At 43.6% G+C, this 19249-nt stretch carries 20 protein-coding genes and 1 tRNA gene; 19 read left to right on the top strand and 2 right to left on the bottom strand.

Going from position 1 to position 19249, the window contains the following annotated elements; genetic code table 11:
- Positions 1–121 precede the first annotated feature (121 nt).
- Positions 122–198, top strand: a tRNA-Val gene (locus A142_RS05000).
- Positions 199–800: 602 nt separating this feature from the next.
- On the opposite strand, the gene A142_RS04995 is transcribed toward A142_RS05000, so the two are convergent.
- A complete protein-coding gene (locus A142_RS04995) occupies positions 801–1694 on the bottom strand; it encodes a LysR family transcriptional regulator (protein WP_019826709.1) in 894 nt (297 codons plus the stop codon).
- 416 nt (positions 1695–2110) lie between these two features.
- On the opposite strand from A142_RS04995, the gene A142_RS04990 reads away from it, so the two are divergent.
- The 15 genes from A142_RS04990 to A142_RS04920 all read left to right on the top strand — a co-directional run bounded on the left by A142_RS04990 (position 2111) and on the right by A142_RS04920 (position 14892).
- Entirely contained in the window at positions 2111–2317 is a 207-nt protein-coding gene (locus A142_RS04990; RefSeq protein ID WP_019826707.1) for a Flp family type IVb pilin, read from the top strand.
- Positions 2318–2465: 148 nt separating this feature from the next.
- Positions 2466–2891, top strand: coding sequence for an A24 family peptidase (locus A142_RS04985; protein ID WP_029405744.1), 426 nt, complete (start codon positions 2466–2468; stop codon positions 2889–2891).
- A gap of 21 nt (positions 2892–2912) precedes the next feature.
- Positions 2913–3737 (top strand): Flp pilus assembly protein CpaB, encoded by an 825-nt coding sequence (gene cpaB, locus A142_RS04980; RefSeq protein ID WP_019826704.1) that lies wholly within the window; start codon positions 2913–2915, stop codon positions 3735–3737.
- Positions 3737–5107: a type II and III secretion system protein family protein gene (locus tag A142_RS04975; protein ID WP_029405743.1), complete on the top strand. Its 1371-nt coding sequence runs from the start codon at positions 3737–3739 to the stop codon at positions 5105–5107. Before cpaB ends, A142_RS04975 begins: the two co-directional genes overlap by 1 nt.
- Positions 5104–5583 (top strand): hypothetical protein, encoded by a 480-nt coding sequence (locus tag A142_RS04970; protein WP_019826700.1) that lies wholly within the window; start codon positions 5104–5106, stop codon positions 5581–5583. Before A142_RS04975 ends, A142_RS04970 begins: the two co-directional genes overlap by 4 nt.
- Complete coding sequence (locus A142_RS04965) at positions 5583–6824, top strand: AAA family ATPase (protein WP_019826699.1); 1242 nt, start codon at positions 5583–5585, stop codon at positions 6822–6824. The genes A142_RS04970 and A142_RS04965 overlap by 1 nt, the downstream gene beginning before the upstream one ends.
- A complete protein-coding gene (locus A142_RS04960) occupies positions 6821–8092 on the top strand; it encodes a CpaF family protein (protein ID WP_019826697.1) in 1272 nt (423 codons plus the stop codon). Before A142_RS04965 ends, A142_RS04960 begins: the two co-directional genes overlap by 4 nt.
- Position 8093: 1 nt before the next feature.
- Complete coding sequence (locus A142_RS04955; RefSeq protein WP_019826695.1) at positions 8094–8996, top strand: type II secretion system F family protein; 903 nt, start codon at positions 8094–8096, stop codon at positions 8994–8996.
- Complete coding sequence (locus tag A142_RS04950) at positions 8993–9835, top strand: type II secretion system F family protein (protein ID WP_019826694.1); 843 nt, start codon at positions 8993–8995, stop codon at positions 9833–9835. Before A142_RS04955 ends, A142_RS04950 begins: the two co-directional genes overlap by 4 nt.
- A 12-nt stretch (positions 9836–9847) precedes the next feature.
- Complete coding sequence (locus A142_RS04945; protein WP_019826692.1) at positions 9848–10585, top strand: tetratricopeptide repeat protein; 738 nt, start codon at positions 9848–9850, stop codon at positions 10583–10585.
- Positions 10572–11054, top strand: coding sequence for a TadE/TadG family type IV pilus assembly protein (locus A142_RS04940; RefSeq protein WP_019826690.1), 483 nt, complete (start codon positions 10572–10574; stop codon positions 11052–11054). Before A142_RS04945 ends, A142_RS04940 begins: the two co-directional genes overlap by 14 nt.
- A complete protein-coding gene (tadF, locus tag A142_RS04935; RefSeq protein ID WP_019826689.1) occupies positions 11044–11601 on the top strand; it encodes a tight adherence pilus pseudopilin TadF in 558 nt (185 codons plus the stop codon). Before A142_RS04940 ends, tadF begins: the two co-directional genes overlap by 11 nt.
- A gap of 10 nt (positions 11602–11611) precedes the next feature.
- On the top strand, positions 11612–13168 hold the full coding sequence (locus A142_RS04930; RefSeq protein WP_139137156.1) for a TadE/TadG family type IV pilus assembly protein: 1557 nt from the start codon (positions 11612–11614) through the stop codon (positions 13166–13168).
- 8 nt (positions 13169–13176) lie between these two features.
- Positions 13177–13815 carry an OmpA family protein gene (locus A142_RS04925; protein ID WP_019826685.1) on the top strand — a complete coding sequence of 213 codons (639 nt, stop codon included), beginning with the start codon at positions 13177–13179 and terminating at the stop codon, positions 13813–13815.
- A gap of 135 nt (positions 13816–13950) precedes the next feature.
- The gene (locus tag A142_RS04920) at positions 13951–14892 is read left to right on the top strand and encodes a sensor domain-containing diguanylate cyclase (protein ID WP_019826683.1); all 942 of its coding nucleotides are present in this window, start codon (positions 13951–13953) and stop codon (positions 14890–14892) included.
- A gap of 74 nt (positions 14893–14966) precedes the next feature.
- Here the strand turns inward: A142_RS04920 and A142_RS04915 are convergent, their stop codons facing one another.
- Positions 14967–16226: an adenylosuccinate synthase gene (locus A142_RS04915; protein WP_019826682.1), complete on the bottom strand. Its 1260-nt coding sequence runs from the start codon at positions 16224–16226 to the stop codon at positions 14967–14969.
- Positions 16227–16409: 183 nt separating this feature from the next.
- Here A142_RS04915 and A142_RS04910 point away from each other — a divergent pair, with 183 nt between their 5' ends.
- From A142_RS04910 to A142_RS04900, 3 genes are all read left to right on the top strand, one after another.
- Entirely contained in the window at positions 16410–17282 is an 873-nt protein-coding gene (locus A142_RS04910) for a LysR family transcriptional regulator (RefSeq protein ID WP_019826681.1), read from the top strand.
- Between the two features lie 275 nt (positions 17283–17557).
- Complete coding sequence (gene dmeF, locus A142_RS04905; protein WP_019826680.1) at positions 17558–18532, top strand: CDF family Co(II)/Ni(II) efflux transporter DmeF; 975 nt, start codon at positions 17558–17560, stop codon at positions 18530–18532.
- The gene (locus tag A142_RS04900) at positions 18510–18926 is read left to right on the top strand and encodes a MarR family winged helix-turn-helix transcriptional regulator (protein ID WP_019826679.1); all 417 of its coding nucleotides are present in this window, start codon (positions 18510–18512) and stop codon (positions 18924–18926) included. Before dmeF ends, A142_RS04900 begins: the two co-directional genes overlap by 23 nt.
- Positions 18927–19249: the final 323 nt, after the last annotated feature.

Genomic DNA, 19249 nt, shown 5'->3' with positions numbered 1-19249 from the left:
ACCGCCTTGACATGGCGGGGGTCGGTGATTCGAGTTCACTCGGACGCACCATTCCTTCTTTAGTTTTTATTGCATAACTATTGAGTTTGTCACAATGGTAGTAATAAGAAATTAGAATATCGCCCGCTTAGCTCAGTTGGTTAGAGTACTTGCATGACATGCAAGGTGTCACTGGTTCGAGTCCAGTAGCGGGCACCACATTATACGAAAGAGCCCACCTAGTGTGGGCTTTTTTGTGTCTGTAATTCCCCGCTTTATGAATATTCTAGTCTTCTCACCTGTTATGAAGCTCTTTAGGACTTGCCTGTCCAATGTTGTAGTCCGGATGTCGATTAATGTGGCTTGAAAGGTCGTCAGCACCCAGGAAGGGCATGAGAGTCGTCTACATCGTCGTCGCTTGTGAGAGATTAAGCGAAAGCTAAGTCGCTCTATGTCTCCTCGATACACGTATTACCTAAATAGCTCCACAGTGGACTTGTAGACGACTAATTGACAATCCCAACTGATCTCTTCGAAAAACTGCCAAACACATAACCCTAGATCTTGTGACCTGATGAATTATGAGTATGGCGATAAATAGATGTAAGTTCTTTCTGTTAATTAAATCTAAGCAATGAAAGGTTATATGTGCAGTTAAGTTTTGATTGATGAGCTATAGAATAAACAAATTTATAACGACGTTAATTATATTTATTATCTATGATTTGTTTCGAAGATATATCAAGATGTATGGATTTATTAGTATCACACCCTAAGCTAGTGAATGTACCAGAGCGTGATTGCCAGATTGTAAGAGAGCGTTATTGAGCTAAATCAGCAACAAATGTTTGTTTGTAATTAGTTGTGGGTTGTAGCTCCTTTTTTATCCATTGGTTAAACAAGCTAAAGTCAGAATGTATGTGCCAGAAGAGGGAAGCAATAACTCGTTTACCAAAAAAGTCAGGGTGGTCTGTAATTACCTTAAGCTTATTCTCTTTTACGTTACCATCGATAAGAAACCCGGGTAAAAATGCGATGCCTTTTTGAGCCTTACATAAGTCGATAATGGTCCCTAGGTCATCCAGTCGCCATAGGTTATATGAAGCGATGTTTGATAAGTTAAGAAGCTCTTCACAACCATCCATTAATAAGACTCGCTGTGATGCTGCGTGAGACTCAAAGGTTACCAAGTCTTCATGGGCTACCCACCAACAGTTGACGTGAAATAACTCTTCTATATTGAAGTCGTAATTTGTCTTGTGATAGGGGTTACCTAACGCTAAGTCTATCTTCCCTTCATTTATGTAGTTTCCTAAAACGAAACTCGGTTTAGTGACAACAAGTAAATCCACATTTGGGAATGCCTCTGAAAATGCCAATAGTGTCTTCTTTACGTTTTGATTGAACACTAACGGATCTATACCTACTCGGTAAACTATCTGGTCAGATATATTCATTTGTTGAGCAATGGTGACCAATTCTCGATATTTCGATACCACAGGTAAAGAGAGTTGGAATAGGCGTTCTCCTTTTTCCGTTAGCCAAACTTTAGAATGTTCTCTATTAAATACATTGAAACCTAAATCTGACTCCAGATTCTGAACCGCCGTACTAACGGTTGACTGTGATTTTCCAAGCATGCGAGCAGCAGAGCTAAATGAACCTTCTTCAACTACTGCAATGAACGAAACAATATTTTCGAAATGTAGTTTCATGATTCGACTAACCTTTTGACACAAAGAAATTATATTTATTATTGGTTGTTGATTCGAAGAACAATAGCGTGATGATAATTGTATTTCAACAAGTTTTATAAGGAGTAATAAAGCTTGGTCAATTAATTCTTAGGTTGCTTCCAAACCTTATATAAACTTTAGATAAGTAAGAATATTGACCCGTGTCTTACTTTTTCAAGTTTATAAAATTAAATTGATATTCTTTTTGGGAGTTGGTTTTATATGTAAGGTGTTGTTATTTAGAGGTTTGTTTTTAATTCTTCTGTTTTTACTGTGCTTATTCTGATCATTTTTTGCTCGGCCTATTGATTAAATCGATAGGGGGTATTTTCCACTGAGTAGGGGCGGTAATTATAATAGCGACGAATTTTCAACAGCCCTTATAGGAAGAAATAATGATTACTAAGCTTTACGTGAAAACAAACATGTTTTTATCACAATTCAAGAACGATGAGCGCGGCGTAACTGCGATTGAATATGGTCTTATTGCTGTTGCAATGGCTGTATTAGTAACTACAGCAGTAGGCGCTGATGGCTTCATTGGTAAGCTAGAAGGTGCTTTTGAACAAGTAGCTACGGCTATTGAAACTGCTAGCAGCTAACATCAAGCCTTATTAGCTAATGTAGAAGATATCGAAAGATATTCGTGCCAGACCCATGTTTACATTGGTCTGGCTTGGTTAATTTACATCGTAAAATAAGATTTATTCTAACTAAATTTAGGTGGTATTTCCAATTTTTAGTCATGAATTGTATTTAGTGGCTTTGGCAGTGCTGAGTATATATGTGTCGGTTACTGATTTTCTTTATCGCAAGATACAAAATTACACCCTGTACGTATTACTCTTCTTGCAGTGTTTCATATCCCCGTTAGATATTCAAATGATGAGCTTTTTACTGATGTTAGGTGGAGGGCTTATTCTTTATAAGCTGATATGGATTGGAGCAGGTGATATTAAATACGCCGCTATTTTGTCACTTACCATCCCTTTTGATGACTTATTATTGGCGTATATTCTGACGGCTTTTGCTGGTGGTATTTTAGCAGTTACTTATCTAATGAGTAAAAAATTAATAATAGGAAATGGCTGTTACCAAGAGGGTATTCCATATGGGATAGCCATTAGCATTGGATTTTACTTAGTCATTTTAACTCAATCTACGCCACATATATAAACCTCCAAGAATGAGAACATTATGAGATCTCGACTGGTATTACTTGTTGCCATTGCCGCCTTGATAGTTGGCGCACTGGGCGTTATCGACTTGTTTAAGAGTAAACCTAAACCGTCAACGACCGTTGAAGTAGTGGAAGAAAAAAGTGAAGAGTATGTTTCTGTTTGGATGACCACGGAACCTTATGAAAAAGGGCTTCCGCTCGATGCTCAAGGTGTCGTCAAACAACAACTCCCTCTTAGTAAAGCATTAACGCTTGGTGTCAGAGAAGACGCCCAAATCAGCTTTTCACCCTCTATTTTGTTAAATCGAAACCTTAACGCCGGCGAGGTTGTACTGCCTGAATATCAGGTGACGCCTGGCCAGCCTGGATACATTGATCTTCTTGTTACGGACGGTATGACGCTATACCCACTGAAAGTCAGCGACAAAAACCTAATTAACGACTACATCCGACCAGGTTCGTTTATCGATGTTCTGACGGTGAGTTCTCCTAATGCCAACTTGGCTGGCAATATCGATAAGCCAAAGCGCTTTAGAGGAGTGAAAGCCTCAATGTTTCTTAAAAACGTCAAAGTCCTCAACATCGGAAATGACGAAACAGGCGACAGTTCTGTCACCGCTCGAGCGCCGAGCAAAGAGGACGGATTGACTACGGTAGTCATTGAAGTTAGCCCCGATGAGTTACCAAAACTCGCACTAGCCCAGCGCACAATGCACATCGAAATCTATCGAAGCCAAACCTATACGCAACCTGAGTTTGCGGAGGTGCGCAACATTATTGATAACTATACCGGGATTGCTGAGTTACGCGGTAATGAGAATAATCCTAGAGAGGTTTTGTAATTATGATTCATCATCGAATCAAGCAAGCACTGCGTGTTTCCATGTTGGCACCGCTGATTGGCTTATTTTTTATAACAAACAGTTTTGCTGCCGATCGCTCCATTACGCTCAACGATGGTCAGCACATCAAATTCAAAAGCCCGATTGGCCAAGTGTTCATTAATAACCCTGATATCGTTGACTACAAGGTAATCAATGACAACACCCTAGTCGTGTTCGCCAATGCTATTGGGCAGTCACGTCTGATCGTCTACGGAATTGATGACGAGGTGTTGCTTTCCGATCGCATCATTGTTGATTTGAATCTTACGGATATTAGGCGTCAACTCAAATTTCATTTCCCTGATGCCAAGGTCAAGGTTCGATCAGTGGGTGAGCAAGTTGCCGTCAGTGGCCTTGTGGATTCGGAAGCGACTCGTGACGACATCTATCGTTTGGTTGCCACTCTGCTAGGACGAGAAAAAACCGAGAAGTGGGACAAAACTCAGAAGCTAGAGTTTAAATCCGACAACTCTGATTATGAAGAGCCGGAAAGTATGGTCTTTGCGCGCAACATGACGTGGGAAGGGATCATCGAACGTATTGAAGTCGCGACCACCCAGCAGGTGAACGTCAAAATATCGGTGGCTCAAGTTACTGAATCGTTTGGCCAAACCGTTGGTGTCGATTGGAGCTCAGTGGGCTCAAGTGTTGGCGAGTTTGTTTTCGACCAGTTCGATGCGGCTAACCTAAGTACATTAATCACTGCGTTAGGTAACGATCAGATTGCAGAAGTTTTGGCTGAACCTAACTTAACCGTGTTATCTGGTGAATCTGCAAGTTTCCTTGTGGGTGGTGAAGTGCCCGTTATCGTTTCTACCAGCAGTAACGTGAACATTTCATTCAAAGAGTTCGGCATCAAACTCGACCTTACTGCCAAAGTGCTTAGCCAAGACAAGATCCGCATGCAGTTAGCGCCTGAAGTGAGCGAAGTTGAGGGCTATGTTGAAGCGGCAGGAATCAAAGTCCCACAATTGGCTTCACGACGTGCGATGACAACCGTTGAACTGGCCGATGGCGACAGCTTCGTTCTCGGTGGCTTGATGAGCAGTGCTGATTTGGAAAAAATGCAAAAGATCCCTTTCGTTGGCGATATTCCAGTACTTGGCGCTGCATTCCGAAAAGCAACCACAGAAAGAAAGCGCACTGAATTGATCATCGTTGCGACCGTGAATCTTGTGGAACCGATGAAACCGAAAGACATTCAACTGCCTTACATCAAGAAGACTTCCACGTTGGCGCGTTGGCTAAACATTAAATGGGATGGTAAGTCGGTGACATCTTCCGATGCAACGATTCGTCTGTTGTCGCAAGGAGGGTTTATCCAATGAAGAAATTACTATTAATGGCGTTATTTACCACGTCACTTTTAGGCTGCGCCTCTGAGCAATATTTTGTTGGTCATGGAGCTGAAGCCTTGGTGTACAAAGAGCACCACAGCTTTGAGTTTGCGATGAAAAACCGTGCTGAAACCACCAAGCAGATTACCGCTTTGATTCAAGATATTGAATCAACGGACAAAGAAGCCACTTATGTCGTGGATTACAAATCAACCCGCAGCCAACAGATGTTGCAAGAGATCTTCGATCAATATCCGTCACATCTCATCGCGCCACAAAGAGTCTCGTATCGAAGCGCTCCGTTGCTACCAAGCGACTTAAAGATTCAGGTGACCTTAACGCGTTTGAAGACTCAACAATGCGCACCAGCACAGATTCACGTTCGGTTGAGGCAGCCAGACTGCTTTGCTGAATCGATGCGCTTCAAGCAAGTGGCTTACAAGTCTCGATTGGTAGGAGAGCAATAATGTTTGACCTGACTAAAGCATTAACAACAAAGGCCAAGCCAGTTCAGACCGGAACGACAGGTGTTGCCGGATGTACTTTGTTCTATCAATCTCAAGAGTGTTTAGACCTTGTTCAAGAAGTCTTTCGATTTGAAGGGTGGAATGATCCTGCATGCGTTAAAGCCAAAGCCGGCTTGACCAAGCTGACAGAACAACAAAGTAGCCACATTGTGATTCTAGAGCTTAATGATTCGACCAATGTTGTTGAAGACGCTAAAGCCTTTGCAAGTAAACTACCCACACACAAAGGCGTGGTGGTGATTGGTAAAGAGGATGCCATTTCTACGCTTCGTTCTCTTAAAGACATGGGTTTTTACTACGTGTTCTGGCCGGTGAATAAGCAGGAATTTGCTGACTTCTTAAATCACGTTAGCAAGAACCTGAAGACGTTCTCTGGTGTGAGTCAGAAACGCAAAGCGAAGCGCGTGGCGATTGTCGGTTCAAAAGGTGGCGTTGGCGCATCGTTTATCACTACTGAGTTGAGCTCAATATTATCGACGCAAGGCTCGGACACGATTCTTGTCGATCATCAATATGCCGATACCAACATTGATGTCTTGCTTGGCTTAAAGGATTTTAAGCCGAGAACCATCGATGAGTTCACCGCACCATTGCACGAAATGGATGAAGAAGGGGCGTTGAGTTACCTAATCAACGCTCGCAAAAATTTACGACTGTTGGCGATTGATGGCGACATGAGCCAAAGCGATGTTCTTAATTACAACCAGACCTTGTGCGAGTTGTTAGCGCGCAACACCAATTTCATTATCGAAGACTTTTCTGGTGGTGTGGATTTCAAAGTTGAACCTCAACTCTTGGTAGAAAACTTTGATGTGGTTGTGTTGGTGTTAGACGCATCTGTGTCTTCAGTAAGAAGTGCAAAACGACTGTATGAAAAAGTCTCCAACTTACAGCTTTCGTTATCGTCGCGTACGCGCGTGATTACGGTGGTGAATTACCATCGCCCGGAAAACGCTTACGTCTTACAAAAGCCCGATCTTATTAAGTATCTAGGCGCAGAAGTTGACCTCGAAGTCGATTACTGCAAAGCGTTAGCGCACATCATTATCGATGGTAAACGCGGCCATAAGCATGACCGTCACATTAGTCGTTCTATGGAACAACTGGTGAAACTGATCAATGGTCAGCCGATGGAGCAGAAGGGCATGAATTCTTGGTTGAAAAAGGTGCGTGTTAAATGAGTTCTAATAAAGACTTATACCTCGCGTTTCGTGGCCAGATATTTGAAGCCCTAGATGTAGAAGCGGTTCAGAAAATGAGCCGTCGAGACCTTGAATCGCAGATACAAGCAGCGGTTGATTTGTTGGCGAATAGCTATCAAAGACCGATCACCTCGATGATGAAGTCAGGCTTGGTAAAAAGCCTGATTGATGAACTGTTTGGTTTGGGGCCTCTACAGCCTTTAGTCGAAGACCAGTCCATTTCCGACATCATGGTGAACGGACCCAACAACATCTTTTTCGAACGACACGGCAAGGTGAAAAAGTCCGAAGTCTCGTTTGTGAATGAAGAACAACTGTTAGCCATTGCTAAGCGTATTGCCTCACGTGTTGGAAGACGTGTTGATGAACTTTCGCCGACGGTCGACGCCAGGTTAGAAGACGGAAGCCGTGTGAATATCGTGATTCCTCCCATTTCGTTGGATGGTACTTCGATCTCTATTCGTAAGTTCAGAGAGCAGAACATCGGCTTTGAAGATTTGATTGGCTTCGGGTCTATGTCTCCAGATATGGCGAGAGTGCTGATGATCGCTTCGCGCTGCCGAATTAATGTATTGATCTCTGGAGGTACAGGCTCAGGTAAAACCACACTGCTCAACGCACTATCTCAATACATTGCTGAAGATGAGCGCATTGTCACCATTGAAGATGCGGCCGAGCTGCGTCTCCAACAACCCAACTTGGTCCGACTGGAAACACGAACATCAAGCGTTGAGCAAACCGGAGCGGTAACGCAGCGTGAATTGGTTATCAACGCGCTTCGTATGCGTCCAGACCGAATTATTCTGGGCGAGTGTCGTGGCTCTGAAGCGTTTGAAATGCTGCAAGCCATGAATACGGGGCACGATGGCTCGATGTCTACGTTGCACGCCAACACGCCGCGCGATGCGATTGCCCGTGTTGAATCCATGGTGATGATGGCGAACTTGAATCAGCCTCTAGATGCGATTCGAAGAACGATAGTGAGTGCCGTTCAGATGATTGTTCAGGTCAACAGGCTGCGCGATGGTTCTCGTAAGATCACGAGTATCTCTGAAATCGTGGGCCTTGAAGGCGAGAGCGTGGTGATGGAAGAGATCTATCGCTTTCGTTATGACGACGCGCATTACGGAGAAACTGTTAAAGGTGAATTCGTCACCGACGGTATTATGCAACGATCTGAGCTTGTGAAAAAAGCGCAATTTTTCGGGCTCTATGATGAGCTCATCGCTGCGTTTAAGGGGGCATAGCATGCTTTGGATTTCATTAATCCTATTTGCGTTTGTGCTACTTTTGATCCGAGATTCAAAGGTCAAAAAGGTCTACCAATTTTTCAATATCGAAGAAGCGGAAGCTGAAAACTTTAATGCGATTAACGTGAAGTCATTGGTGCGCAAGCAAGGCTGGCAAAAATTCAAAGATTCCATCTCACCAACATTAATGGTGTTGGGCCCGAGATCGACGTTGTACATCGCGTTATATATAACGGGTAGCCTTATTGCGTCTTGGTACATCGTTACAGATCTACTATCAATCACCAACTCTTGGTTGGTACTGGGTTCGTCTTTGATGTTTATCTTCTTCGGTTATCGTTTTCTGGTCACAAGAAGGCGTCGAGACTTTGAGAATACGTTCCCTGACGCGTTGAACATTCTAATGAGTGCGGTAACGGCAGGTGACAGCTTAATGCAAGCCATCAGTTATGTGGGTGATGTGATGCACAACCCGATAGGCCGCGAATTTAAGCTAATGGGCGATCGTCTTAAGTTGGGTGAGTCACCAGAAGTGGTGCTTCAACGCTCATGCAAAAACTACCCGTACCCAGAGTTTCTGTTCTTTACCGTGACGATCAGGGCAAACATCGCTCGCGGTGGTCAACTAAAGGGCGTGTTAGCTCGTCTGATTAGGGTTTTGGTTGACTCTCGAACACTTGAGAAAAAGAAGATGGCGATGACGTCGGAAGCGCGAATTTCAGCCAAAATCGTTGCAGCCATTCCTTTGATTTTTATGATTATTCTCAACTACGTTAATCCCGCTAATGTGGATTTTGTTCTCTATGACCCAGAGGGAAGAATCATATTGTTTTACGTGCTGGGTAGTGAGCTGTTCGGCTTGTTCATTGTTTGGTTATTAGTAAGAGGAGTACGCGCATGATGTTACTGGCTTCCCTTATTGTGTTGTTCTTTTCGTTACTCTTTCTAATTGTTGACTCGATTCGCAAAGAGCAACGACATAAGAAAGTTGCACTCTATATTGGAGACGATGCTGTTCGTCCACCTTCGCGTGTAAACCGATTTTTTGTTCGTTTTGGTAAAGAGCATCGACACGAGCTCGAGCAAAAGATGATTGAGGCGGGCTATTACAACACCGAGTGGGCGAAATTTTATTTCCCTGCCAAGTTATTGGTATTGGCGTTGATTTCAGGGTTGGTGCTGTTGGGGGATATGACATCAACCAACAAGTTGCTCGTCGTTATTTTCTCGCTGATTGCCGTCATCGTCGTGCCAGATACCTTGCTGCAAATGCGACGCAAGATGTTGATCAGTCGAACCTCAGCTCAACTACCGTATTTGCTCGACATGATGTCGGTATGTGTGCAAACCGGTATGACGATTGAAGCCGCGCTGGTTTATTTGGGGAAAGAGCTTGCTGAATTTGACTCAGACCTTTGTTACCAAATTAAGCGCACGTCGGATTCTGCAAAAATACACGGACTTGAAAAGGCGCTCAATGATCTGAGTGAACGTATTCCGACGCCACCAGTACGAAGCTTCGTACTGACTATAATTCAAAACCTGCAATACGGGACATCCGTGGCGAGTGTGTTAAGTGATCTCGCTGAAGACATGCGAAAAGTTCAAATTCTTACCGTTGAGGAGAAGGTAGGTAAGCTCTCTGCGAAGATGAGTGTGCCTTTGATCCTTTTCATCATGTTCCCGATCGTTATCCTGATTCTCGCGCCGAGCATCATGCAAATGACATTGAGCATCTAGGGAGAATTGCGAATGATTGGAAAACGTATCGGCTTCATTTTACTCACGCTGAGTGTATTGGCGGGCTGTCAATCGGCACCGACACAACAAAATTTACAGCTTGCCGACGTCACGAGCATGGAAAAAGTGAACAACTATGATGGCTTGATTAGTTATTACAAATCCCAGCTAGAGCAGGGCTCCGAAGATCCAGAGGTGAAAGAGAATCTAGCATGGGCATACTTCCATAAAGGGGATATCGAATCGGCAGACTTTTATGTTCAACATCTGCAAAAAGAGGGGTTTGAAAATCCCAACTTGTACCAATTAGAAGGACAAGTGTTTGATGCAAAAAACGACATTGAAAGTGCCATTTCTGCTTACTTAGCCTCTATCGATGCTGGAAACAGAACAGGTCAAATTCACGTCTTGCTTGGTGTGTCTTACACCAAAGTTGGGAAATACGATGAAGCACAACAAGAGCTCAACCAAGCACGTTTATGCGGTTATGACGATGTCGTCGTTAAGAACAACATCGCAATGATTCAAATGGCTAATGGCGAGTACCAACAAGCGATTCAAACATTGGCTCCGGTTTTAAAAGAAGACCCAGCGAATAAAACCGTTAAAGCTAATCTGGCTATTGCTCTGATGAAAACTCAGCAAATTGACTCGGCCAAAAAGTTACTCAAAGGCGACTTCTCAGCAGAAGAGATCCAGAACATCGCTGCTGAATTGACTCAATTGGGAGTTAATGATGAAGCGTCTTAACAATCAGAAGGGCGTGACGGCGATTGAGTTTGTACTAGGTGCGCTTGTTCTGTTTTTTGCCACCTTTGCGATCTTCGAATCAAGTTACCAAATCTACGTTGTGAACATGACCGAGTATTCGCTGAGAGAAACCATCAGGAATACCAAAATATATGAAGGTAAAGGGATCAACGAACAGTACGAGAATAAGTTTAGGTCGTTAATTGAAGACGATGACAACCTGTGGAGTTTCTTAATTGATAGCTCTCGTTTTTCTATCGCAGGTCAATACTTCAAAACCTATGACGACTTTATCGCGAACACGGGACACTCAGATCAAGGCTTGAACTTCAACTATGACTTGGCAGAAATTACAGTGACTTACCGCTACACACCCGTAATTAAACTGACCGGTGCCGTTGACAGAGATATCTCACGCACCATGGTTTTGAACTTAGAGCACGAGGGGTGGAAAGATGATGCTCCGTAAGCAATGCGTGCTTTCCAAAAGACGCCAGCAAGGCTCGTACACCATTGAGTTAGTTTTCATTCTTGTGGCCTTATGGGGCGTTTATCTGTTTGGGGCTGACTTGAGCTATCAATTGCTCGCACGTGCCAAGCTTGATCGATCCAGCTTTGCCTTAGTCAATGTTATCAAAGAGCGGACTCGTTATTTTGAGGCAGATGTGTTGGCAGGAACGAACCTATCTGTGACCAACGCAGAATTACTAGACATGACGAAAGTAGCAAGCCGAATGCTCAATACACCAGTAGACAATGTGGCCATCAAGATTGAATCGTTGACCAATAAAACGAATGTTGCTGAATTCTCAACCAGCAAGTATCGAAGCCTAAATTGCCAAACCGATTCGATTCTCGATCATGCGGATCTAGCGCCTGTAGAGAAGGGGGTTGTGTATCCATTGTACCGAATCAGTCTTTGTGAAGAGGAAAGCTCTTGGTTCAAACCCTTCTTCAACGGTGGTAGCAGTACCACCGTTAAGATTGGCTCTTCTTCAATAATGCCAGGGAGATAATGAAATGAAAATGCAGTATGGGCGTCAAATCAATCGCCAGCATATCAGTCTCCAAAGACAACAAGGGGTTGCCGCGGTGTGGATGGGCTTACTGCTTGTTCCAATCATGGGCATGACCTTTTGGGCGGTTGAAGGCACACGTTATGTGCAAGAGACCAGTCGATTACGAGATTCCGCAGAGGCTGCTGCCATAGCGGTGACCATTGAAGATCAACCGGTTCAGGCTCGTGGGCTAGCAACCAAATATGTCGAAAACTATGTTCGAGACATCAAATCAACCAACCTTTCTGCAGACCGTTTCCACCAAGCAGAAGACGAGGGTGCTGGGGTTCTTGAATACATCCAATACACAGTGAATGCCAAGACGACACACGACTCTTGGTTTGCGAGTAGCTTTATCCCGTCTTTTGATGAGCAGCAAGACCTGGCGGGCCGTTCGTTAGCGAGAAAGTACCCGGTGTATCTTGGTGACAACAACATCGACATTGTTTTTGTGTCGGACTTTTCCGGTTCAATGAACGACAGATGGGGTTCAAATCGAAACAGAAAAATCGACGATTTGAAAACCGCCATCGATGAAATATCCAGCAAAATTCTTTGCACATCGATTAAACAGGACTATGTCGATGGAGAGTGGAAATACGTTTGTGATGAGCCCGGAGAAGATACCACCGGAGACAAGCTGCTTAACCGAGTTGGCTTTGTGCCATTTAACGTTCGAACGAGGGAAATCGTCTCGGGTAATAGAGCCAACGCGACAAGCCAATTGAGCTACAAAGATAACTATAAAACCAACGTATCGCCTTATTCTTACAACGATGTTAACTGGGATTACTGGCGTACCTATTCGCAAGATTATGTGCTTGATTGTGCGTACTGGAAATCATATTGCCCAAACCCAAAATCGGACAATCAAAAGTACGCCAAACGTATCAAGGATTTGATTAATCAAGATAATTACCGAGTTGCTGACGTATACAACTATGTAGATTTATCGACATCAGTGTCGACGATGTTTACTGATAAGTCGGGGTTACAGCCTGATTTCTATGGAGTGAGTGGAACTCGTCTATTTAACGCGCATGGTTCTTCCGATTCATCGCAGTTTTCCAATATTCGCTTATCGAACAAGCTTTCAGACTTGAATCCGATTAGTTCGATGTGGGCAGACGGTGGTACGGCGGCATTTCAAGGCATATTGAGAGGTTCTCAAGTTCTGCATGATGGTGACCCAAACAGTTCCGATCAAGAAGAGCAGCAAGTCTACAACAAGAAAATCAAGATGCTACTGATTTTGAGTGACGGGCAGGAGAGCCCTAATAACGGCATTCTCAAAGGGCTCGTCGACAAGGGGATGTGTGACAAAGCAAGAGAAGAGATACCGGGCTTATACATAGGTGTTATTGGTATCGACTTTCGAGCATCTCAACAAAGTGGTTTTCAAGACTGTGTTGTTGATTCAAGTGAAGACATCATCGATGTATCTAACCTCGATGAATTGATTGAAAAGATAGAAGAACTCATCCGTAAAGGCTCAAAAACAAGCGGAATCACTAAGTTGTACTAGAGGAAAATATGAAAAAGTTAATGGTCAGTTCAATCGTTTTATCGACATTGCAGCTTAGTTTTATCGCTAATGCGGAAGAAGGTATCAGTACTTATTGCGACACTGCGTTTAGTGAATATCAACACAGTGTTACGGTTGACGATGTCGTTGGCATTGCACAACACAGGCAGGGCTTTTTACAAATAGAGCAGCCGTCTGACAGCAGTGAGCTAAAGCAAGCGTTAGCAGGTCAATCTAATCTAGGTAGGAACCAATCAGGATGTAAGACTTGGATCAGTAACCAAGATCGTCAAGGGTTACTAGCACGTCTTCATTTTGGTTTTGACCAACACAATTTATCGCCGATGGGCAGCAAAGCTCTGAGCCAACTTGCAGGCGAATTAAACACTAACGGCAGTGCGATTACGGTGGATGGGCACACCGACAGCACAGGTGCAGAGGGTTATAACCAAGCGTTAGGACTACAAAGAGCGCTCACGACATCAAATGCTTTGGTTACCAATGGCGTGGAGAAGAACCGCTTGGTCATTCGTTCATTTGGTGAAAGTGAACCTATCGCGTCTAACGCAACGCCGGAGGGTAGAGCCAAAAATCGACGCTCAGAAATTTGGGCCTCTTCGAACGATGCCGCTGAATTAGAAAATTAGGATGCGCGATTGGGTTTGGTTGTTGCTTAGTTCTAGGTAATAACCGCCCTAGATCATCGCTCTTGGGATTTTTGTTACAACGTATACTAATGAATGTTCGATTAAGTTTAACCGTCTGATACTAAAGAAATATTAATGCTTTTTGATAAGTTCTCTTCTGAAGGGATGCAAAGAAATATCGATGTCGATACTTGGGTATCTATATTGGATAACATACGAGACATAATGGATGCGTCTAATGCAGGCATCATCATGATCTCTGATTTGAGTTGCTCTGGTTCTGAGAGTGTGTGGAGCTCCTCAAACATATCGTGCAACCAACATAAGAGCAAAATTAGCTTCTTTTGTGAGTATGTGCATAACGAAAATCGCACGGTCTATTTGAGTGGTCACGCTGGTGGTGATTCCGTTTCTGCAAATGGTAAGGGTGCCTATAAGTCTTTTTGCGGAGTTCCTGTTAGGGATATAGATGAACAAGTGTTTGCAGTGCTCTTGGTGTTTGATTTGAGCCCAACAACGTATACGCAAAGCCAAGTTAACTTGATTGAAAACATTTCAACCTTGCTGCGTTCCGAAATCCTATTAAAAGAAGAGAGTCGGATTTTATACAAAAATAGTCATTTTGATATCATGACTACGCTGCTGAATAGAAGGGGCTTTTTCCACGAATTCAACAAAGCAAACATCAGCGATGGAGAGATCGTTTGTTTGTATTTCGACTTGGATAATTTGAAGTACATCAATGATACCTATGGCCACTTCAAAGGTGATGACTATATCTCTGGCTTTGCGTCATGCATAAAAAACAATGCAAAGTACAACATCATATCGGCTAGAGTCGGTGGTGATGAATTCATCGTCGTCATACATTCAGAAGAAACCGGTTATGCTTCTGAGTTGGTCAATAAAATTCACGCTGAATTCGATGACTTCATTGAAGGTTTTCGTTGTGATGATGATGTTCCGCTCGGTTTTTCATATGGTTGTGGTACTGCGGATTCTCGAAGTTTCAACATTATTAATCTAATAAAGTCGTCTGATGAAAACATGTACCTCAACAAGAAGAACAAGATTTAGATGTTTGTGACAGCTGTAAAAAAGCCCACTGGATGTGGGCTTTGATGTAGATGATGCTTTAGCTATTTTCGAAACTAAGCTCGAATGATCATTTGTTCGCGCTCAGGACCGACCGATACCATCACAATTGGCACGCCCATCAATTCTTCGATACGAGTTACGTAATCTTGTGCTGCTTGAGGAAGGCTCTCAAACGTGCGGCAACCCGTGATGTCTTCATCCCAACCTGCCATATCTTCATAAACAGGTTTTAGTTCGGCCGTTTGTGGCCAAATCGGGTTCTCAGTATGTTCGCCTGAGTACGCGGTACAGATCTTAAGTTCAGACAAACCAGACAGGCAATCGATCTTAGTCAGTGCGATTTCCGTTGCAGCTTGCAGGTCAACGCCGTTGCGAGTTGCTACTGCGTCGAAGTAACCCATATCACGTGGGCGGCCTGTTGTTGCACCGTATTCGTTAGAGCTTTCGCGGAAGCTGTCTTGCTCTTCCATTGCAGTTACAAGCGTGCCAGTACCCACTGACGAACTGAAAGATTTAGCAACAGCAATAACGCGTTCAGGGCGAAGGGCAGGTAAACCGCTACCAATGCCTGCATAAGCTGCAGTTACATTCGAAGACGTTGTCCAAGGGTATTCACCGTAGACAAGGTCGCGACCTGCGCCTAACTGAGCTTCAAACAGTAAGTTTGCGTCTTGCGATTGCAGTGCTTTTAGCGGCTCAGTTACGTTGCAGATGAACGGGCGCCAAGCTTTAGTCACTTCAAGTAGCCATTCTGTCATTTCAGAAGCAGTCTGAGTGAAGTCACATTGAGGGTATAGTGCTTTAAGTTGAGGCATTTTCCAATCAAGCAGGAATTGAATGCGCTGCTCTAAAATCTCAGGCTGATTCAGCCAACCGACAAGAATGCCTTTCTTCATCACGCGGTCGCCGTACGCTGGAGCAATACCTTGACGTGTTGAACCGTAAGCGCCATCGCCCAAACGTTCTTCTTCAAGTGTATCTTCAAGAGCGTGTAAAGGGAGACACAGTGTCGCACGATCGGAGATCGCCATTTTCACTTTGATGCCAGCCGCTTGTACTTCTGCAATTTCTTCAGTTAGCGCAGCAGGGCTTATCACCATGCCAGGGCCAAGAACCGCTGTACAATCAGGATTAAAAATACCACTCGGTAGTTGGTGCAGTTTGAAAGTACCGAAGTCATTTACCACAGTATGACCTGCATTGTTTCCGCCTTGAAAACGAATGCTAGCAGAAGCTTGGTCTGCTAAAAAATCGACGATGCGGCCTTTGCCTTCATCACCCCAGTTTGCGCCCACAACAACGATAGATGGCATAATTTTTCTCCTAACTGATTGAGAAATCATGTTAGGCCTACAAAGTGGATAAGAGAAATTAATTATCTTTATTATCTTGATAAGAATTCCATATATACTTAAAGTCTTAAGCTAGAAACGAGATTCCCTATCGCGTTCGTTTATCACTGTAGGGAATGATATAAGTGACACGAGAGAGGGGACATGATGCTCGATATTAATTTGTTGAAGACGTTTGTGACGCTTGCGGAGTACAAGCATTTTGGGAAAGCGGCCAATGCACTGCATATGACACAACCCAATGTGAGCTTGCACCTAAAACAATTAGAACAACAAACGCGTATAAAGTTGATTGAAAGAAGCCCATTTCAATTAACTCAAGCGGGTGAACGACTATTGGAAACAAGCCAACGTACGTTACTCGAACTGCAAATTTGTCAGGCCGATCTCAACGCCATTAATGACCTTAAAATAGGGACATTAACCATTGCCGTAAGTGACATCATTTCTCGATTCTTGCTGATTCGCCCGTTCCAGAAATTCAAAGCGCAGTATCCCGGTATTGACCTTACGCTATTGAATACCACGTCATCTCAGGCATCGAGTTTAGTTAAAAATGCTCAGGCGGATATTGGCTTTGTTATCGCCAAAGAACAGCACAACGAGTCGTTATATTTCACAAAGCTTCAGGAACTTTCTTGGTGTGCGCTAGGCGATGGGTTTAATATCCAAGACTCTGCTGTCGAGCTCACTTTGATTCTACTGGGCCATGATACGAGAACACGTGACTTCATCGATGAAGGTTTACCAAATTTAAACCTACCCAATCACAGGGTAATGGAAGTAGGAAGTGTCGACGCTCAGATCGACTGGGCAGAAGCGGGTTTTGGTGTGGCGATTGTTCCTGAATTTGCAATATCAACTAAGCAACATCTGAACTCAAAAGTCACACCATTGGCAAACTTTTCGAGCACCAGTCTTGGCTATATTGTGAGGCAGAATCAAGTGTTGTCGAAAGCGACCAAGCAGTTGTTAGGGTGGGTGAATGATGAGATTACTCTGTTGCAAAACAAATAATACCATCCCTGAATCTGTTCCAGTTAAGCCCACATCGTGTGGGCTTTTTTGTGCCTGAAAATCTCAGTCTGTACTGAATCTATAGGCTCCGGAACGACCTAGCGCGCACCATCAGCAATTCGTCTTACAAATCGGAGTTTTAAAACTCGTCGTTGACAAAGTTTGATAATCAAACTAAATTTCAATTAATTACTTTGATTGTCAAATTACTTGTTAATCAAAGGGTTTTATTCACAACGATCGCCTAACCACAAACACCAGTTAAGGACACCATTTTGAGTTTTCCAACACGTCACCAACACAACTTTTCTTCACATAACAGCCAAGGTGAGAAACGCACGTTCTACGTCTTGTTATTGACAGTCGTTACTATGGTTGTCGAAATCGTTGCGGGCTCTATTTACGGTTCAATGGCATTGCTTGCCGATGGTTGGCATATGGGAACACATGCTGCGGCGTTTGGGATTACCTTGTTTGCATACCGATATGCGAAGAAACATGCCGAGAGCGAACGTTTCTCTTTTGGTACAGGTAAGGTTAGCGTGTTAGGGGGCTACACCAGCGCTATTGCATTGGGTATTGTGGCGTTGTTGATGCTGGTGGAGTCAGTACATCGCTTGTTCAACCCACAGGCTATTCAGTTTAATGAAGCGATTATTGTTGCGTGTATTGGTTTGACAGTGAATGTCGTGAGTATGTTTTTGCTAGGGTACCATCACCATGATCACGGACACGACCACTCTCATTCTGAACATAAGGGACACAGCCACAATCATCAACATGATAGGCATCAAGAGCACAAAGGGCACCATCACGATCACAACCTACGCGCAGCCTATATGCATGTGTTGGCGGATACTCTAACTTCGCTGCTTGCGATAGTTGCTCTGCTATTTGGTAAGTTTTACGGTTGGAACTGGTTGGATGCGGCTATGGGAACGGTTGGCGCATTCGTGATTGCCAAGTGGACGATGAACCTTATGAAACAAACCAGTCCAATCCTGCTGGATGAGAATATCGACCAAGATTATCGTGACTCAGTGACTGAAACCTTAACGCCTTATGCATCGGTCACTGATTTCCATATGTGGAAGGTGAGTGGGCATCATTATTCAGCAGCGATTACTCTTGAATCAAACAGTGATAAAACCGTCTCTGAATATAAACAAATGCTCGCCAAGTTTGATAAGATTAATCATCTTACTCTTGAGGTGCATTCAAACGTCCATGCGAAATATAGAACAGCTTAACCAAATACTGACTGAGTTCTACGATAAAATGTCTTCGTGGGAGCAGTCTGTTGTCAAAGAGACGGGTTATTCCCTGGCTCAAGTACACACCATTGAAGTACTTGGTATGCATGGCGCGTTAAGAATGAAAGAGCTCGCTGAAAAGTTGGGTATCACCACGGGTACACTTACTGTTCAAATCGAAAAGTTGGTTAAAGCCGAATTGATTGAACGCCATGAACACCCAACGGATCGTCGTGCAATTGTGGTGGCATTAACTGATGAAGGTCAGAAGATCCACGTTCACCATAACCAGCTTCACTTGAATTTGGTTAATGAGCTGACGCAAGACATCGAAGAAGACGAGAAATTGGTATTATTGAAGTGCCTAACCAAGATGGTGAAAGCGTTTTAGTCAGCCTTAAGTTCGCACTCTAACTTATTATCTGCAAAGCGATTGATTAAGAAATCCAAAAATGGACCTGACTCTAATTGAGTAGGTCCATTTTTTTCGCCGTTTACGCTCGACAGTACAATCACTCATCGATGGGTTCACTGTTTAAAAAACGAGTCAAAATCTCCAATATTGGTCTTCGTTCTTGCTCCTCTGATGAGCCAAAAAAGTGTCATTTCTAACCCTAAGGTCAATAATTATCCAAAGTGTTTTAATTCAAAGCCTTACATAGCAAGGCGTTCAAGCCTTTACGCTCCGTCAAATAGCTGTCTCTCACTTTTATC

The organism is Vibrio splendidus 12E03, assembly GCF_000272105.2.
Taxonomy (GTDB): Bacteria; Pseudomonadota; Gammaproteobacteria; order Enterobacterales; family Vibrionaceae; genus Vibrio; species Vibrio splendidus_I.
The sequence above is the reverse complement of the archived record's forward strand: the minus strand, read 5'-3'. Positions and strand labels throughout refer to the sequence as shown.

Excerpts from the sequence above, each read along its gene's own strand:
- A142_RS04995 (WP_019826709.1), bottom strand. The coding sequence starts at position 1,694 with ATGAAACTACATTTCGAAAATATTGTTTCGTTCATTGCAGTAGTTGAA.
- A142_RS04990 (WP_019826707.1), top strand. The coding sequence starts at position 2,111 with ATGATTACTAAGCTTTACGTGAAAACAAACATGTTTTTATCACAATTC.
- cpaB (WP_019826704.1), top strand. The coding sequence starts at position 2,913 with ATGAGATCTCGACTGGTATTACTTGTTGCCATTGCCGCCTTGATAGTT.
- A142_RS04970 (WP_019826700.1), top strand. The coding sequence starts at position 5,104 with ATGAAGAAATTACTATTAATGGCGTTATTTACCACGTCACTTTTAGGC.
- A142_RS04965 (WP_019826699.1), top strand. The coding sequence starts at position 5,583 with ATGTTTGACCTGACTAAAGCATTAACAACAAAGGCCAAGCCAGTTCAG.
- A142_RS04960 (WP_019826697.1), top strand. The coding sequence starts at position 6,821 with ATGAGTTCTAATAAAGACTTATACCTCGCGTTTCGTGGCCAGATATTT.
- A142_RS04955 (WP_019826695.1), top strand. The coding sequence starts at position 8,094 with ATGCTTTGGATTTCATTAATCCTATTTGCGTTTGTGCTACTTTTGATC.
- A142_RS04950 (WP_019826694.1), top strand. The coding sequence starts at position 8,993 with ATGATGTTACTGGCTTCCCTTATTGTGTTGTTCTTTTCGTTACTCTTT.
- A142_RS04945 (WP_019826692.1), top strand. The coding sequence starts at position 9,848 with ATGATTGGAAAACGTATCGGCTTCATTTTACTCACGCTGAGTGTATTG.
- A142_RS04940 (WP_019826690.1), top strand. The coding sequence starts at position 10,572 with ATGAAGCGTCTTAACAATCAGAAGGGCGTGACGGCGATTGAGTTTGTA.
- tadF (WP_019826689.1), top strand. The coding sequence starts at position 11,044 with ATGCTCCGTAAGCAATGCGTGCTTTCCAAAAGACGCCAGCAAGGCTCG.
- A142_RS04930 (WP_139137156.1), top strand. The coding sequence starts at position 11,612 with ATGCAGTATGGGCGTCAAATCAATCGCCAGCATATCAGTCTCCAAAGA.
- A142_RS04925 (WP_019826685.1), top strand. The coding sequence starts at position 13,177 with ATGAAAAAGTTAATGGTCAGTTCAATCGTTTTATCGACATTGCAGCTT.
- A142_RS04920 (WP_019826683.1), top strand. The coding sequence starts at position 13,951 with ATGCTTTTTGATAAGTTCTCTTCTGAAGGGATGCAAAGAAATATCGAT.
- A142_RS04915 (WP_019826682.1), bottom strand. The coding sequence starts at position 16,226 with ATGCCATCTATCGTTGTTGTGGGCGCAAACTGGGGTGATGAAGGCAAA.
- A142_RS04910 (WP_019826681.1), top strand. The coding sequence starts at position 16,410 with ATGATGCTCGATATTAATTTGTTGAAGACGTTTGTGACGCTTGCGGAG.
- A142_RS04900 (WP_019826679.1), top strand. The coding sequence starts at position 18,510 with ATGCGAAATATAGAACAGCTTAACCAAATACTGACTGAGTTCTACGAT.